General features: G+C 62.7%; 17 protein-coding genes and 1 tRNA gene. 15 read left to right on the top strand and 3 right to left on the bottom strand.

Features of this window, described 5'->3' with window-relative positions; translation table 11 throughout:
- From AC04SF_RS34835 to AC04SF_RS34810, 6 genes are all read left to right on the top strand, one after another.
- A partial coding sequence (locus tag AC04SF_RS34835; protein WP_488481465.1) for a DUF5801 repeats-in-toxin domain-containing protein occupies window positions 1-1,683 on the top strand: 1,683 nt, incomplete at its 5' end.
- A 72-nt stretch (window positions 1,684-1,755) separates the two neighbouring features.
- Window positions 1,756-2,124: a hypothetical protein gene (locus AC04SF_RS34830; RefSeq protein WP_488481464.1), complete on the top strand. Its 369-nt coding sequence runs from the start codon at window positions 1,756-1,758 to the stop codon at window positions 2,122-2,124.
- Window positions 2,125-2,511: 387 nt separating this feature from the next.
- Complete coding sequence (locus AC04SF_RS34825) at window positions 2,512-3,711, top strand: ABC transporter substrate-binding protein (protein ID WP_488481463.1); 1,200 nt, start codon at window positions 2,512-2,514, stop codon at window positions 3,709-3,711.
- 18 nt (window positions 3,712-3,729) lie between these two features.
- Window positions 3,730-4,452 carry a thermonuclease family protein gene (locus AC04SF_RS34820; protein ID WP_488481462.1) on the top strand — a complete coding sequence of 241 codons (723 nt, stop codon included), beginning with the start codon at window positions 3,730-3,732 and terminating at the stop codon, window positions 4,450-4,452.
- Window positions 4,453-4,612: 160 nt separating this feature from the next.
- The gene (locus AC04SF_RS34815) at window positions 4,613-5,365 is read left to right on the top strand and encodes a GGDEF domain-containing protein (RefSeq protein ID WP_488481461.1); all 753 of its coding nucleotides are present in this window, start codon (window positions 4,613-4,615) and stop codon (window positions 5,363-5,365) included.
- A 512-nt stretch (window positions 5,366-5,877) separates the two neighbouring features.
- Window positions 5,878-6,099 (top strand): hypothetical protein, encoded by a 222-nt coding sequence (locus tag AC04SF_RS34810; protein ID WP_095198252.1) that lies wholly within the window; start codon window positions 5,878-5,880, stop codon window positions 6,097-6,099.
- 52 nt (window positions 6,100-6,151) lie between these two features.
- Here the strand turns inward: AC04SF_RS34810 and AC04SF_RS34805 are convergent.
- Window positions 6,152-6,226 (bottom strand) — tRNA-Thr (locus AC04SF_RS34805).
- 94 nt (window positions 6,227-6,320) lie between these two features.
- On the opposite strand from AC04SF_RS34805, the gene AC04SF_RS34800 reads away from it, so the two are divergent.
- From AC04SF_RS34800 to yacG, 9 genes are all read left to right on the top strand, one after another.
- On the top strand, window positions 6,321-6,566 hold the full coding sequence (locus AC04SF_RS34800; RefSeq protein WP_488481460.1) for a hypothetical protein: 246 nt from the start codon (window positions 6,321-6,323) through the stop codon (window positions 6,564-6,566).
- A 128-nt stretch (window positions 6,567-6,694) separates the two neighbouring features.
- Window positions 6,695-7,987, top strand: a complete 1,293-nt coding sequence (gene murA, locus AC04SF_RS34795; protein ID WP_488481459.1) for a UDP-N-acetylglucosamine 1-carboxyvinyltransferase — start codon at window positions 6,695-6,697, stop codon at window positions 7,985-7,987.
- A gap of 205 nt (window positions 7,988-8,192) precedes the next feature.
- On the top strand, window positions 8,193-8,624 hold the full coding sequence (locus AC04SF_RS34790) for a DUF2948 family protein (protein WP_488481458.1): 432 nt from the start codon (window positions 8,193-8,195) through the stop codon (window positions 8,622-8,624).
- A gap of 7 nt (window positions 8,625-8,631) precedes the next feature.
- On the top strand, window positions 8,632-9,924 hold the full coding sequence (gene hisD / locus AC04SF_RS34785; protein ID WP_488481457.1) for a histidinol dehydrogenase: 1,293 nt from the start codon (window positions 8,632-8,634) through the stop codon (window positions 9,922-9,924).
- A 6-nt stretch (window positions 9,925-9,930) separates the two neighbouring features.
- The gene (locus AC04SF_RS34780; RefSeq protein WP_096454022.1) at window positions 9,931-10,416 is read left to right on the top strand and encodes a UPF0262 family protein; all 486 of its coding nucleotides are present in this window, start codon (window positions 9,931-9,933) and stop codon (window positions 10,414-10,416) included.
- Window positions 10,404-10,874 (top strand): arsenate-mycothiol transferase ArsC, encoded by a 471-nt coding sequence (locus AC04SF_RS34775; protein WP_488481467.1) that lies wholly within the window; start codon window positions 10,404-10,406, stop codon window positions 10,872-10,874. Before AC04SF_RS34780 ends, AC04SF_RS34775 begins: the two co-directional genes overlap by 13 nt.
- A gap of 87 nt (window positions 10,875-10,961) precedes the next feature.
- Window positions 10,962-11,180 carry a translation initiation factor IF-1 gene (gene infA / locus AC04SF_RS34770; protein ID WP_006200926.1) on the top strand — a complete coding sequence of 73 codons (219 nt, stop codon included), beginning with the start codon at window positions 10,962-10,964 and terminating at the stop codon, window positions 11,178-11,180.
- A gap of 23 nt (window positions 11,181-11,203) precedes the next feature.
- Window positions 11,204-11,830 (top strand): Maf-like protein, encoded by a 627-nt coding sequence (locus tag AC04SF_RS34765; RefSeq protein ID WP_475436124.1) that lies wholly within the window; start codon window positions 11,204-11,206, stop codon window positions 11,828-11,830.
- Complete coding sequence (yacG, locus tag AC04SF_RS34760) at window positions 11,827-12,024, top strand: DNA gyrase inhibitor YacG (RefSeq protein WP_095198259.1); 198 nt, start codon at window positions 11,827-11,829, stop codon at window positions 12,022-12,024. The genes AC04SF_RS34765 and yacG overlap by 4 nt, the downstream gene beginning before the upstream one ends.
- A 67-nt stretch (window positions 12,025-12,091) precedes the next feature.
- Here the strand turns inward: yacG and melA are convergent, their stop codons facing one another.
- Both melA and AC04SF_RS34750 read right to left on the bottom strand, forming a co-directional pair.
- Entirely contained in the window at window positions 12,092-13,462 is a 1,371-nt protein-coding gene (gene melA, locus AC04SF_RS34755) for an alpha-galactosidase (RefSeq protein WP_488481456.1), read from the bottom strand.
- A 20-nt stretch (window positions 13,463-13,482) separates the two neighbouring features.
- Window positions 13,483-15,150, bottom strand: coding sequence for an ABC transporter ATP-binding protein (locus tag AC04SF_RS34750; RefSeq protein ID WP_488481455.1), 1,668 nt, complete (start codon window positions 15,148-15,150; stop codon window positions 13,483-13,485).
- Window positions 15,151-15,158: the final 8 nt, after the last annotated feature.

Raw genomic sequence — 15,158 nt, 5'->3', positions numbered from 1 at the left:
CTTTCGGTCAACAGCTCGACCGGCGCGGTGACGCTGACGCAGGACCGTGCGGTGCACGAGAACACGGCCGACAATCCGACCGACAGCTCCGAAGGCATCAACCTGACCTCGGGCCTGGTGACGCTGACGGCGACGGTGACCGACAATGACGGCGACAAGGCCTCGCAGTCGCTCGACCTCGGCTCCAAGGCGACCTTCCATGACGACGGCCCGGTCTTCACGTCCGTCATGGATGCGGTCGTAGCCAACCAGGCCGGTACCAGCTTCACCGGGCTCTATACCGCGGCCTTCGGCGCCGACGGGCTTGATCACTTGTCGCTCGCGCTTCAAGCGAGTGGTGTGTACAGCGGCAGCGCGGTCAATTTCGTCCAGAGCACCAGTTCGGGGGTCACGACCGTTCAGGTTCAAGACGCAACCACGCACGCTGTTGACTTCACTTTCTACTACACCGAGACCCAACAGGCCGACGGTGGTGTGCTGATGCATGCCTATTCGAATTCGAGCGATCCGGCAGGCAGCGCCTTCTTCACCCTCGATCTCAATGCGAACGGCACCTACGACTACACCTTGAACTCGCCGTCCGTGATAACCACGACAACGGTGACCGGAGATTCCGCCTTCACGTCCTCCGGTGGCGGGCAAACATCGCTCACCTCGCCTGATGGCCAGCTCGTCATCACCGGCGATCTCAACGGCGCTGCGGCGCAGGTCAAAGCTTCCAACGTGGGCATCGCTGTCGGCAGCAGCGGGCAGCAAATGGATCCGCATGAGACGCTGCACCTCAACTTCACGCAGGATCAGACAACAGTCAGCTTCCTTCTAAACAAGTGGGGCGGGTCCAACGGCAGCGTCGCCGATGTGCAGTTCCATGTCCTAGACAATGGCGGCACCGTCAAGGACTTTGACATTCAGATTACAAAGCCCGCTACCGACATCTCGATCAAAATCGTGGATACCTCGGACAACACTCTTCTCACCACCAACGGCGGCGTGGCGTTTAACGCAGCGACCAGTACCTATACGCTGTATGTCAATCACACCTACGATGACGTCAACGTCACCTATGACCATGCGGTCAGCGGCAACCCGACCTTTGCTTTCAACAACATCACCTATGGCGAGGTGACGACGATCCACGATCTCACGATGAATTTCGGCCTGTCGGCAACCGACCGCGATGGGGATACCTCTCCGCTCGCCGATCCCCTGACGATTGCCACAACCTCCTCACTGACGCTCGATGCACATAACTCGGCGTTTGCCCCAGTCGACGGAAATGACGGCGTCGTCATTTCCGGCGGCACCGGCAACGACATTCTCATCGGCGGTGACGGCAACGACATCCTCTACGGCGGCGGTGGAACGAACAATATGACGGGCGGCGCAGGCGCCGATACGTTCAAGCTCGACCATCTCGATATCAAGGATCTCATCGCCGACTACCATGGCGGCGAAGGCGACAAGATCGACTTGAGCGCGCTGTTCGACAAGGCGGCGGCCGGCAACATCACCGACTATGTGCATTACAACAGCGCAACCAGTACTGTGAGCGTCGACACCAGCGGCTCGGGCAACGCGGCCAACTTTGTCGATGTCGCCGTTCTGCAGAATGCACCTGCCGCCGGCACGATCAACATCCTTTACGACGACACGCAGCATCAACAGCATACGGCCACGATTTAGCACTTATGCGCGGCCGTTCTGGCATGCTATACATTAGCGAAGAATAAAATGGCGGTTTGGAGAGGGACTTAAATGAAGCGTTGTGCAAGATTGCTGGCTTCGGCCGTGGCGCTGCTGCTGGCTGGATCAACGGGCTTTGCCGCCGACATCATAGGGGAACCGGTAGGCGACTATTGCCGCACCGTCGGCACGTCCAACCTGGTGTTGAACGACAACATCGTCGATCTCAAGGAGCAGGTGGTGAAGCTGATGGACGAATCGGTTGCCGTCGCCAAGAGCCCGGAATGGATCAACTCATCCCGGCCTGCCTTCGTCTGGGCGTCGGAAGCCAAGGTCGCCTGCGGCATGGCCTATGGCTATCTGAAGACGAACTACAAGGACGAAGACACGCTCAACAAATGTGAGTGTTTCCACGACCGCATGGTCGAATACATGCACTGACCGGTGGGCCACGCCTGTTGGCCATCATGATATCCGACGGATCAATTTCGTGGGCGATCGCCGGGACGATCGCCTTGATCGGCCTTGGTCTGTTTGCCACGCAGGCCCGTGCCAACCGGCTGGGCCTTTGCTTTCAGGAGTTTAGCCAGCAAGGGAGGATGGCATCCTCGCCCAGGCGAAAGCCGTTTGCGTGCGCGGCGTGAGCATGCCCGGCCCAGATGTACGAAATGCGCCGACCATCGCGCCGGGCAGCCAGACGGATCATGGCGCTGAGAGCCCGGCTTTACAGCAGCTAGAGAACAGCAAGACGGTGCGGCGAGTCCGCCTTAACATGAATTAAAGAACCAGATCGGGAAAATACCCGGCGAAATGCAGGGTGGAGCAATCATGGAAGCTGGCCGACAGGTCCACTGTCCGCGGAAATCAGCAATCGCCCTGGCGCTCGCCATGACCTTGTCGGGCTGCCAGTCGAAAGGCGGCGTTTCCGAAGTGCTCGATCCGGCGGCGGTCGCCGCGCCTGCGGGACAGAATGGCGCTCCCGGCCCCGGTCCGGCCCAGGCGAGCCAGTCGCTCGGCACCGGTTCCGCCAAAGTCACGATGCTGCTGCCCTTGTCCGCTCCTGGGACGTCAGGGGAAACCGGCCGGAAGATGCTCGACGGCGCCAAGCTGGCGATGACGGATATCGGCAATGGATTGCTGACGCTGACGATAGAGGACACGAAAGGCGACAGCGCGCAGGCCAGCAAATTGGCGGTGCAAGCCATCACGACGGGATCCAAGGTCGTCATCGGCCCGACCGAACTGCCTTCGGCCCAGCATATCGCCACGCTGTCGGGATCGAAGCGGCCACCGGTTCTGGCGCTTGCCGACAATTTCGCGGGCGGCGCCGGGGTTTATGCCGTGCGCCTCAGCGAAGCCGACAGCGCCGCGGCGGGCGCAGCGGGGCTCGCCGCGAAAGGCAGCAAGAAGTTCGTATTGCTCGTCGCGGAAGGCTCGAACGCCAGTGCCGTGGAGAAGCGGGTGGCGAACGGCCTCAGCATCTATGGGGCGACGCTCGCGGTCACTGTGCCTTATTCGGCCGGCGACAGTGGCGCGAAGGCGGTCGACCAGATGGGCTCACTCGTGGACGCTCCCGACGCGGTCATCATTGCCAGCGGCGACGGCAGCCCCGCGCCTGTCCTTGCCGCCCTCAAATCAAAGGGCATTCCGGGAAAAGCAATCTCTGTCGTCGGAACGGACCGTTGGCTGGAACACCCCATGGATCCACTGTTCGAGGGCGCATACATCGCCACGCTCGATCCAGGCGAAACCGGACCGATCGCCGACCGCTTCAGGACGACATACAATTACCAGGCCGACGTCAATGTGGCCTATGCTTATGATATGGTTGCCCTGACGGCAGGGATCGCCAGCGCGGTCGGACCTGACGGCTTCAGCAAACAGGTGCTCGAAAACCCGAACGGGTTTCGCGGATCGACCGGTTTGTTCCGTTTTCGCGCTGACGGATCGAGCCAAAGATCGATGCCATTCTATCGGATAGAAAAGGGTGCGCTCAAACTGGTTGCCAAATCGACGTCGGGTTTCTGACGGGCTGCCGGCCCGATCTTGCTCGAACGCCGTGCCGGACTGATGAGCTGGCATGCCCGCCTGGTGATCGCGATCGGGGGCCTCGAGCTCGTGGTCGGGATCGCCCTGATCATGCGGGCCGGAGCCTTGCTCTCTCTCGACCGGCCGGTCCCTGCGCCGTCCCTGCAAATTGCCGGCAAGCAAGCGAATCAGGCAACCGCGGCCATCATCGAGGGACAATCGCGGGAACCCGCACGGCGGATTGCGGAGAGCCTTATCGCTCCGCCGCCGGTTGACGTGTCGGAAATCGAGCGGGTCGAAGCCCGGCCGCCGCTCGGGGAACTCGGCCTCGCCGTCCGCCCCAAAACACCCATGCCGCAGGACTGGCGCGAAACCCTGCTCTACCGTCCGATCGCGACGTCGTCGGCGACTTTCGAATCGATGGGGTGGAAAGTGGTCATCAGCGGGACCCAGGACATCGGCGTGGACCAGACCTGTTCGTTTCGCGACGAGGCCTGGCCCTGCGGCCAGCGAGCCCGCGCGGCCTTCAATGCCTGGCTGCGGGGGCGCGCGCTGAACTGTTTCCTGCCGCCGGAAACCGAGCGTTTTGCCATCGCGGCCCCGTGCCGGCTGGGCAAGCAGGATGTCGGGGCCTGGCTCGTCGCCAATGGCTGGGCGATGGCGCTGCCGGGCGGCATCTATGGCAAGGCGGAAGCAATTGCCAGGAATGCCGGGATGGGTATCTTTGGACCGCCGCAATAGGCAGCAGCTGACCGTCAAAACGCAGAATTTCTCACAGACCGGCTTCGTCGGGGCATATCGAAGACGCCATCCGGCGTTTTCCATAAAATTGTACGGTTCGGCGAAACCGAAATTACGGCAGGCAGGCCTTATACCAGCCGACCTGACAGGAGATCGGCCAATGACGAGACCAATGGCGACCACCACTGCCCAGCCCTGGAAGCAGGTCGCATGGCTGACATTGCTGGGGACCGCCGGGAGCCTCGGCCTTTCCCTTGGCCTCAACTACCTGCTGCTGTTCAGCGACGCGCTGACGCCGTTCACCCGCAGCATGATCACCGCGGGACTGCTGCCGGTGATCATCGGCCTGCCGCTTTTCGCGCTGATCGGCTGGAATCGCGTCGAAATCCACCGCTACCGGCAGGAACTCAACAAGTCCGGGACCTATGACAGGCTGACGGGCTGCCTGAACGGGCCGGTCTTCACGTCGATGGTTGAACGGCGGGCAGCCGGGCGATCGGGGCCAGGACCGCGCTCGGGCGCCTTCCTGATCATTCATCCCGAACACCTTCGCTCCATCAACATGCGCTTTGGCCTTGAATGGGGCGACGAGGCCTTGCGGCTCATCGTCTCGACCATACAGTCGTCGGTGCGCGAGGACGATCTGATCGGACGCATCGGCGCCTCGATGTTCGGGGTTTTCCTCTCGGGCGCGACGGAAGCAGAGGCCAAGGAGATTGGCGAGCGCATCCGCACGCGTATCGCGCAAGTCTACTTCGCGCCAAAAGGCACCGAGGATGTCCTCACCATCAAGGTCGGCGGCGTGATGCTGGAGAACGAGATGGAGTTCTCGGACATGTTCCGGTCCGCCGAACAGCACCTGTCCGACACGCAGGATGACGCGGGGTTTGAACTGACGCATCTCCACAGCTGACGACCCGCTGGGGGCGCTTTGGGGGGGCTGCTCGATTTCACAATCCCGCCCATCCACGCCCTGCTGGTGTCGGCGGCCATCCCGCTGTGGATCGGCACTACGGTGCTGAGTTTGATCCTCCACGGGCAGCCTTGAGGCAATATTCTTCGTGGCACGAAGTAAGCGCTCTCGCTGCCACACAGCGCGGTGAACTCGTCCGTCGCCTGAGGCCATCCCCTAAGAAAGTGGTATTGCGAGCGGGCGGGCATCGAACCCCCCGCCGCATGAGCCCGCTCTCTGCGTTCAACAATTATAACGCTATGAAACAATACTGGCGCTGCCGCCATTCAGGGGTATAATCAGCCGTTGTTTAGCTCAGGCTCGGCAACAGGTAGGAGGAGTAAGGCCTGCCGCACCCCCCAGTGCAGGCCTATCTGTCGCCTCCCCCTCCGCGACGCTCCTCCTACTGGCCCTCCGAGCCGGGCCTTGAGGACAGGGGGCCGTCCTCAACCAAGGTTGCGGAGGATTAGGCGATGTCCGTTACCGACCAAGCACTAAAATACGGCATCCTAAGTGCCAAGGAGTTGGCTCTATTGAGTCGTGCGTTCGACACGGCATGTCGTCAACGCCTGGTAGACGACCATTCGCTGGAGGCGGAAATCATAGCGGAGGAAATCGTTGCCGCATACCGACATGGGGTGAGGAGCGAGGACGAATTGATCAAGGCGGCTGGAACCTCATCACACATCGGATAGATCACGCCGCGGTGAGGAGTTTGAAGGTCAGCCGCGCTCGCGCGGAAAAGACTGGTGCTGCGAGAGAGGATTGAACTCTCGACCTCTCCCTTACCAAGGGAGTGCTCTACCACTGAGCTACCGCAGCCGCTGATGGCGGGGCTTCTGCCATATCGAACCGGCAAGCGCAAGGCCAAGAACAACGCTTCTGTGAAAGCCTTTGCCGGATAGCTTTTAATGACATGGCCGCGCCACAATGTTGGCTATCCCTGAACGGCAGGTTTGGCCGGGTCGCCGGCCGGGACGGGACGATGAGCGACAAGACAATTCCAGCGAAAAACGGCGGTACGGACCGCAAGGACCGGCTCGCCGAGCAGTTGCGCGCCAATCTGCAGAAACGCAAGGCGCAGTCGCGCTCGCGCCGTACAGGTGAAGCCGACCAGCGGCCGGACGGGCTCAGCTCGGCCAAGGAAATACAGAAAGATTAACTCAAATCAGCCACTCTTGGCTCGGATGCTGGGAAATCCTATTTCTTGAACCAAGCCGGCCGATGGTCTAGACGGGCCGATACTCAAACGATTGAACCGGCCTTTTTGGCCGAGAGGGACGTTTTCCAATGGATCGCATCAGAATTGTCGGCGGCAACAAGCTTGCCGGAAGCATTCCGATCTCAGGCGCGAAAAACGCCGCTTTGCCGCTGATGATCGCCTCGCTCTTGACCGACGACACGCTGACGCTGGAAAACGTGCCGCATCTGGCCGATGTCGAACAGCTGATCCGCATCCTCGGCAATCACGGCGTCGATTACTCGGTGAATGGCCGCCGCGAGAAGCAGAATGAGGGCTATTCGCGCACCATCAACTTCTCCGCCCGCAACATCGTCGACACGACGGCGCCTTACGAGCTCGTCTCGAAGATGCGGGCCTCATTCTGGGTGATCGGGCCGCTGCTGGCCCGCATGGGCGAGGCCAAGGTGTCGCTGCCCGGCGGCTGCGCCATCGGCACGCGCCCGGTCGACCTGTTCCTCGAAGGCCTGCAGGCGCTCGGCGCCGATCTCGACGTCGACACCGGCTATGTCATCGCCAAGACCAAGAATGGCCGCCTGGTCGGCAACCGCTATGTGTTCCCCAAGGTCTCGGTCGGCGCCACCCATGTGCTGATGATGGCGGCCTCGCTGGCCAAGGGCGAGACGGTGCTGGAAAACGCCGCCTGCGAGCCCGAAATCGTCAATCTCGCTGAATGCCTCAACGCCATGGGCGCCAGGATTTCCGGTGCCGGCACCCAGACCATCACCATCGATGGCGTCGAATCGCTGTCGGGTGCGCGCGTGCGCGTCATCCCCGACCGCATCGAGACGGGCACCTATGCGATGGCCGTCGCCATGACCGGCGGCGACGTCGTGCTCGAAGGCGCCCGCCCCGAATTGTTGCAGAGCGCGCTCGACGTGATTTCGCAGACAGGTGCCGAGATCACCCAGACCAATTCCGGCATTCGCGTCAAGCGCAACGGCGCAGGCATTTCGCCGGTCGACGTGACGACCGCGCCCTTCCCGGCCTTCCCGACCGATCTGCAGGCGCAGTTCATGGGCTTGATGACCGTGGCCAAGGGCAAGTCACGCATCACCGAGACGATCTTCGAGAACCGCTTCATGCACGTCCAGGAACTGGCCCGACTCGGCGCCCACATCACGCTTTCGGGCCAGACGGCGATTGTCGACGGCGTGGCGAAGCTGAAAGGCGCGCCGGTCATGGCAACCGATCTGCGCGCTTCCGTCTCGCTGGTCATCGCCGGCCTCGCGGCCGAAGGCGAGACCACCGTCAACCGGGTCTACCACCTCGATCGCGGCTTCGAGCGGCTGGAAGAAAAGCTGTCCAATTGCGGTGCGGTGATCGAGCGGATTTCGGCTTAGGCCAATCGGCACGATTCCAGGCGTCCTGCAACGCCGAATATTGGCGAAATCCTCGGTCAAGGAGTCCTTCTCCCCTTCACCATACGGGGAGAAGTACCCGACAGGGCGACGAGGGGCAGCGCAAACCGAAGATATTGGCGCGGTTGCACCGATCGCCAAGACCGCCTAACAGAGGGCTGAAACCAACCTTAGGTGCAAATTCCGCATGGCCCTCAAGCTTATCGCGCTCGACGACCAGGACCTGAGCATCGTTTCGGCCCATGTCCAGGACGCCGTCCTGAAAGTCAGCGACCTCGAATACGTGCCTGCGGCCAAGCGTTTCGTGCTGACCATGAACCGTTTCGTCTGGGAGGCGAAGTCGGGCCTGTTTCGCCAGCACAATGAGCGGCGGCAGGCCGTGCTGCATTTCGACCGGGTGCTGGGCGCCAAAACCAATGGCATCGCCCGTAACAAGCCGGCCGAGGTGCTGTCCCTGCTGGCGATCAGCTTCATCGAAATCAGCAAGCCAGCCGGCATCGTCGAACTGATCTTTTCGGGCGGCGGCACCATCATGCTCGATGTCGAGTGCATCGAGGCCCGCCTTGCCGATATAGGCGGCGCGTGGGAAGCCACGTCACGCCCCGTCCACAAGGCTTGAGCGTCCCATGGCCATCACGCTTCGCCAATCCGATGCCGATTTCGAGCAGCGTTTCGCGGCCTTCCTGACGACCAAGCGGGAAGTGTCCGCCGATGTCGACGCCGTGGTGCGCGACATTATCGCGCGCGTCCGCGCCGACGGCGACAAGGCCTTGATCGACTACACGAAGAAATTCGGCGGCGGCGACCTCAGCACGCTGGGCATCGCCGTCTCCAGGGACGACATTGCCAGAGCCTATACCGAGGCCGATCCACGGACAGTCGAAGCGTTGCATTTCGCGCGCGACCGTATCCGCTCGCATCACGAGCGGCAGAAGCCCAGGGATGATCGTTACACGGATGCCGCCGGCGTCGAACTCGGCTGGCGCTGGACAGCGATCGAGGTGGTCGGGCTCTACGTGCCGGGCGGCACGGCGAGCTATCCGAGCTCGGTGCTGATGAACGCCGTGCCGGCCAAGGTCGCCGGCGTCGAACGCATCGTCATCGTGGTGCCAGCGCCGCAAGGCATTATCAATCCGCTGGTGCTGGTGGCAGCCGATATCGCCGGTGTCTCGGAGATCTACCGCGTCGGCGGCGCGCAGGCGATCGCAGCACTTGCTTACGGCACGGAGACCATAAAGCCGGTCGCCAAGATCGTCGGCCCCGGCAATGCCTATGTCGCGGCGGCCAAGCGCCAGGTCTTCGGCACGGTCGGCATCGACATGATCGCCGGCCCTTCGGAAGTGCTTGTCGTGGCCGACGGCAGCAATGATCCGGACTGGATCGCCGCCGATCTTTTGGCACAGGCCGAGCATGACGTCTCGTCACAGTCGATCCTGATCACCGACGATCCAGCCTTCGGCAAAGCAGTCGAAGCCGCCGTCGAGCGCCAGTTGCAGAGCCTGCCGCGCGCCGAGACGGCTGCCGCAAGCTGGCGCGATTTCGGCGCGGTGATCCTGGTGCCGACAATCGAAAAGTCGCTGCCGCTGGTCGACCGCATCGCGGCCGAACATGTCGAGCTGGCTATCGACGACGCCGAGGGCTTCCTGGCGAAAATGCGCAATGCCGGCGCCGTCTTTCTCGGCCGGCATACGCCGGAAGTCATCGGCGACTATGTCGGCGGCTCCAACCATGTGCTGCCGACCGCGCGCTCGGCGCGCTTCTCGTCGGGCCTGTCGGTGCTCGATTTCGTCAAGCGCACTTCGATCCTGAAGCTCGGGCCGGAGCAGCTGCGCGCGCTGGCGCCGGCCGCGATCGCACTTGCCAAGGCGGAAGGGCTCGACGCGCATGGCCGTTCCGTCGCCATACGGCTGAACATGTAGGCTGAGATGACGGGCTCTGATCAAACCCGCGCAAAGCTGATCGATGTCGAACTCGATGAATCGATCGGCCGTTCGACGCCCGATGTCGAGCATGAGCGGGCGGTGGCAATCTTCGATCTGATCGAGGAGAACAGTTTTCAGCCCGTCAACGACGCCGGCACGGGTCCTTACCGGCTGAAACTGTCGCTGGCCGAGCAGCGCCTGGTCTTCGCCGTGGCGCGCGAGGACGGCGCCGCGGTGGTCACCCACATCCTGTCGCTGACGCCGCTCAGGCGCATCGTCAAGGATTACTACATGATCTGCGAGAGCTATTACGATGCTATCCGCTCCTCGACACCGAGCCATATCGAGGCGATCGACATGGGCCGGCGCGGTTTGCACAATGAAGGTTCGCAGACGCTGATGGACCGGCTTTCCGGCAAGATCGACATCGACTTCGACACGGCGCGCCGGCTGTTCACGCTGGTCTGCGTGCTGCACTGGCGGGGCTAGCCCTGGCACCCGGCGCCCTGCCCCGCTCGATCCTGTTCCTGTGCGGCATGAACGCCGTGCGCTCGCCGATGGCCGAGCAACTGGCGCGCCGGATGCTGCCCGCCACCATATTCGTCGCCTCTGCCGGCGTGCGCGCCGGCGAACGCGACCCGTTCGTCGATGCCGTGCTGGCCGAAGACGGTCTCACGTTGGGCGAACGTCATCCCAGGACGCTGGACGACCTCGAGGACGACTATTTCGACCTGATCGTCACGCTGGCGCCGGAGGCGCACCATGCCGCGCTGGAACTCACCCGCTCGCTCGCCGTCGAGGTCGAATACTGGCCGACACAGGACCCGACCAATGCTGGCGGCACGCGCGAGCAGATCATGGCGGCCTACCGCGATGTGCGCGAGCGGCTGAAGTTGCGCATAAGCCGACGTTTTTTGCCTCCGGAAGCAAAAAACGCGACGGATTAAGCGTGTTCACAAGCGGACGATTATCATATAGGTTCCGCCGAAATTCCAGCCGGGGCGCTGGAACTGCCATCCAAGCAAAGGTATCGAATGCCGAAGGAAGAAGTCCTCGAGTTTCCGGGTGTCGTGACGGAATTGTTGCCCAACGCGATGTTCCGGGTGAAGCTCGAAAACGAACACGAGATCATCGCCCATACGGCCGGCCGCATGCGCAAGAACCGCATCCGCGTGCTGACCGGCGACAAGGTTCTGGTCGAGATGACGCCATACGACCTGACCAAGGGCCGCATCACCTACCGCTTCAAGTAAGATCAAGGCTCGACTGGTCCGCGATGAGCATTTTGCAGAAGCTGGTGCTTGCCTCGGGTTCGCCGCGCCGCATCGAACTGTTGCAGCAGGCCGGCATCGAGCCGGACCGTATCCTGCCAGCCGATATCGACGAAACGCCGCTGCGTGCCGAGCATCCGCGCTCGCTGGCCAAGCGGCTGTCGAAGGAAAAGGCCGAGAAGGCGTTCGCGTCGCTGAAGACCGAGACGGATTATGCGCCAAGCTTCGTGCTGGCCGCCGACACGGTGGTCGCGGTCGGCCGGCGCATCCTGCCCAAGGCCGAAACACTGGACGATGCCGCCAATTGCCTCGGGCTGCTGTCGGGCCGTTCGCACCGGGTCTATTCCGGCATCTGCCTGATCACGCCGGGCGGCAAGCTGCGCCAGCGGCTGGTCGAGACGCGGGTACGTTTCAAGCGGCTGCCGCGCGAAGAGATCGACGCCTATGTCGCCTCGGGCGAATGGCGCGGCAAGGCCGGCGGCTATGCCGTCCAGGGCCTCGCCGGCGCTTTCGTCGTCAAGCTCGTCGGCTCCTACACCAACATCGTCGGCCTGCCGCTCTATGAGACGGTGGCGCTGCTGTCGGGCGAAGGCTTCAAGACCCATCAGAGCTGGCTTTCCCCACGGCCATGAATTCCGACTCCAAAGTCACGCCGCTGCGCCCCAAACGCCCCTGCCCCGAATGCGGCAAGCCGTCAGCGCGCGACAGCTTTCCATTCTGCTCGACGCGCTGCAAGGACATCGACCTCAACCGCTGGCTGAAAGGCGCCTATGTCATCAAGGCCCGCGACGATGAGGAAGAGCCGGACGCCGACGAGCCTAAGTAAGGCCGGCCTTGTTTCTATGCATGTCGTTGTCCCAAAACCGGGGCCACTTTTGGGCGACATGCATTGGTCAGGCCGCCTCGGTCTTGCGGCTCGTGCGCGCCCAGGCCGGTAGCCAGTCGCCGTGAGCGGTCAGGAGATCATCGACCAATGACCAGATCTGGTCGAGGTCGAGCTCGGCCGCCGTGTGCGGATCCATCATCGCCGCATGGTAGATGTGCTCGCGGTTCTCGCTCATCAGCGCCCGCACCGTCAGTTCCTGGACGTTGATGTTGGTGCGGATCAGCGCCGTCAACTGCGGCGGCAGGTCGCCTATATAGGTCGGCTGGATGCCGGAGGCATCGACGAGGCAGGGAACCTCGGCGGCGCAATCGCGGGGCAGCGAGGTGATGCAGCCATTGTTGCGGACATTGCCGTAGATCACCGACGGCTCGCCGGTCCAAACCGAGTTCATGATCGAGGAGGCATACTCCCTGGACTCCTCAACCTCGATGCGCTGGGCCGAGCGATAGGCCTGCGCCTGATCCTTCCAACGCTCGATCTGCTCGATGCAGCGCTTGGGGTATTCGTCGAGCGGAATGCCATATTTCTCGATCAGATCGGGGCGGCCCTCCTTGATGAAATAGGGCGTGTATTCGGCGAAATGCTCCGAGCTTTCGGTGACGAAATAGCCGAGTCTGGTCAGCATCTCGTAGCGCACCTTGTTGGGGCAGCGCGGATTCCAGCCCAGCTTGGGCGCGCGGCCTTCGCGATAGGCGCGCACAAGATCCGGATAGAGGTCGCGGTAGGAACCGTCAGGCTGGCGGTGCTCGAATTTCAGGTAGAAGGCCATGTGGTTGATGCCGGCCGACCGGTAGCGGATCTCGTCATAAGGCAGGGAGAGGTCGTGAGCGAGTTCCATCGCCGTGCCCTGCACCGAGTGACAGAGCCCGACCTGCTTGATTTCGGGGTATTTCTCCGAAATCGCCCAGGTGTTGATCGCCATCGGATTGACGTATTGCAGCATGATCGCTTCGGGGCAGACGGCGAGCATGTCCTCGCAGATCTTCCACAGATGCGGCACGGTCCTCAGGCCGCGCATGATGCCGCCGACGCCGAGCGTGTCGGCGATCGTCTGGCGCAGGCCGTATTTCTTCGGCACTTCGAAATCGGTGACGGTGCAGGGCTCATAGCCGCCGATCTGGAAGGCGACGACGACGAAATCGGCCCCGGCAAGTGCCTTGCGCTGGTCGGAATAGGTCTCGGCCTTTGCCTTCACGCCGAGCGTCGCGATCAGCTTGTTGACGACGATGGCGCTCTCTTCCAGCCGCTGCGGATTGATGTCCATGAGCGCGATCGTCGCGCCCGAGAGTGCTGGCCGCTGCAGCACGTCGCCGACGATGTTCTTCATGAACACCGTCGAGCCGGCGCCGATGAACGTGATCCTGGGATTTCTTGCCACTTTAAACCTCCGGCACTTTGCTACGCCACGTCGAATGCGGCCCTGACGAGCCGTTCGGTGTAGGCGGTCTTGGGATTATTGAGGACTTCGTCGACAGGGCCTTGCTCGACGATCTTACCGTTCTGCATGACGATGACGCGGTGGCACAGCGCGCGCACCACCTTGAGATCGTGCGAGATGAAGAGGTAGCTCAACCCACGCTCATCCTGCAGCTTGCGCAGCAGATCGATGATCTGCGCCTGCACTGACAGGTCCAGCGCCGATGTCGGCTCGTCGAGCAGGATGAATTCGGGCTCCAACGCGATGGCGCGGGCGATGGCGACGCGTTGCCGCTGGCCGCCGGAGAATTCGTGGGGAAAGCGCGACAGTATATCGCCGGGCATGCCGGCGCTGACCAGCGCCTCGCGCACCCGGTCGACCCGCTCGGCCCGCGTCGCGCCGATGCTGTTGACGATCAGCCCTTCCTCGATGATCTGGCCGATCGTCATGCGCGGGTTGAGCGAGGAGAACGGATCCTGGAAGACGATCTGCATACGCGAGCGAAACGGCCGCATCTCGTTGCGTGACAGGCCGTGGATCGGCTGGCCGTCGAAGCGGATTTCGCCGCGCTTGGCGTCGGTCAATCTCAGCAGCGCCTGGCCGAAAGTGGTCTTGCCGGAGCCGGATTCGCCGACCAGCCCCAGCGTCTCGTGGCGGCAAAGCTTGAGGCCGAGATCGTCGACGGCGACCAGTTCGCGCCAGTCCGGTTTCAGGAAACTTCCATGGCGCAGCATGAAGCAGACGCGCACATCATTCGCCTCGAGGATGGCGCCGCTGCGCTCAGGAAGCGGTTGCGGCCGCCCGCGCGGCTCGGAGGCCAGCAGCCGCTGCGTGTAGGGATGCTGCGGGTTTGCAAACAGCCGTTCGGTGATGTTGTGCTCGCACATCGCGCCATGCTGCATGACATAGACGTAGTCGGAGAATTTGCGCACCACGGTGAGATCGTGGGTGATCAGAATCACCGCCATCCGCAGCTCTTTCTGCAGGTTGCGGATCAGGTTGAGGATCTGCGCCTGAACGGTGACGTCGAGCGCGGTGGTCGGCTCGTCGGCGATCAAAACGTCGGGATTGTTGGCCAGCGCCATGGCGATCATCACGCGCTGGCGCTGACCGCCCGAGAGCTGGTGCGGGTACTGTTTGAGCCGCGCTTCCGGCTCGGGAATCTGCACATGCCGCAACAGTTCAAGCGCTCGTACCCAGGCTTGCCTGCGACCCACCTTGCGATGCACCCGGATCGCCTCGACGATCTGGCTGCCGACTGTATAGATCGGGTTGAGCGAGCTCATCGGTTCCTGGAAGATCATCGAGATGCGGTTGCCGCGCAGCTTGCGCCGCTCGCTCTCGGGGAATTTCAGGATGTTCCGGCCGTCGTAACAGATGCTCGATTTCGGCGACACGGTGGCGCGCCTGGACAGCAGCCCCATGACGGCGCGTGCCGTCACCGACTTGCCGGAACCGGATTCGCCGACGATGGCGATCGTTTCGCCGCGATAGAGCTGGAACGAGATGTCCTTGACCGCTTCGACAACGCCGTGCTCGACCTTGAAGGCGACCTCAATGTTGCGGGCGTCGATGATGGGCTGGTCCTGGCGCCCGTCATGGTCGAGGCGGAAGGCTGGTGCGAAAGGCTCGGCGAGCACGACGGTCATCCCAGCCA

This window comes from Mesorhizobium sp. CNPSo 4671, from assembly GCF_057784245.1.
The sequence above is the reverse complement of the archived record's forward strand: the minus strand, read 5'-3'. Positions and strand labels throughout refer to the sequence as shown.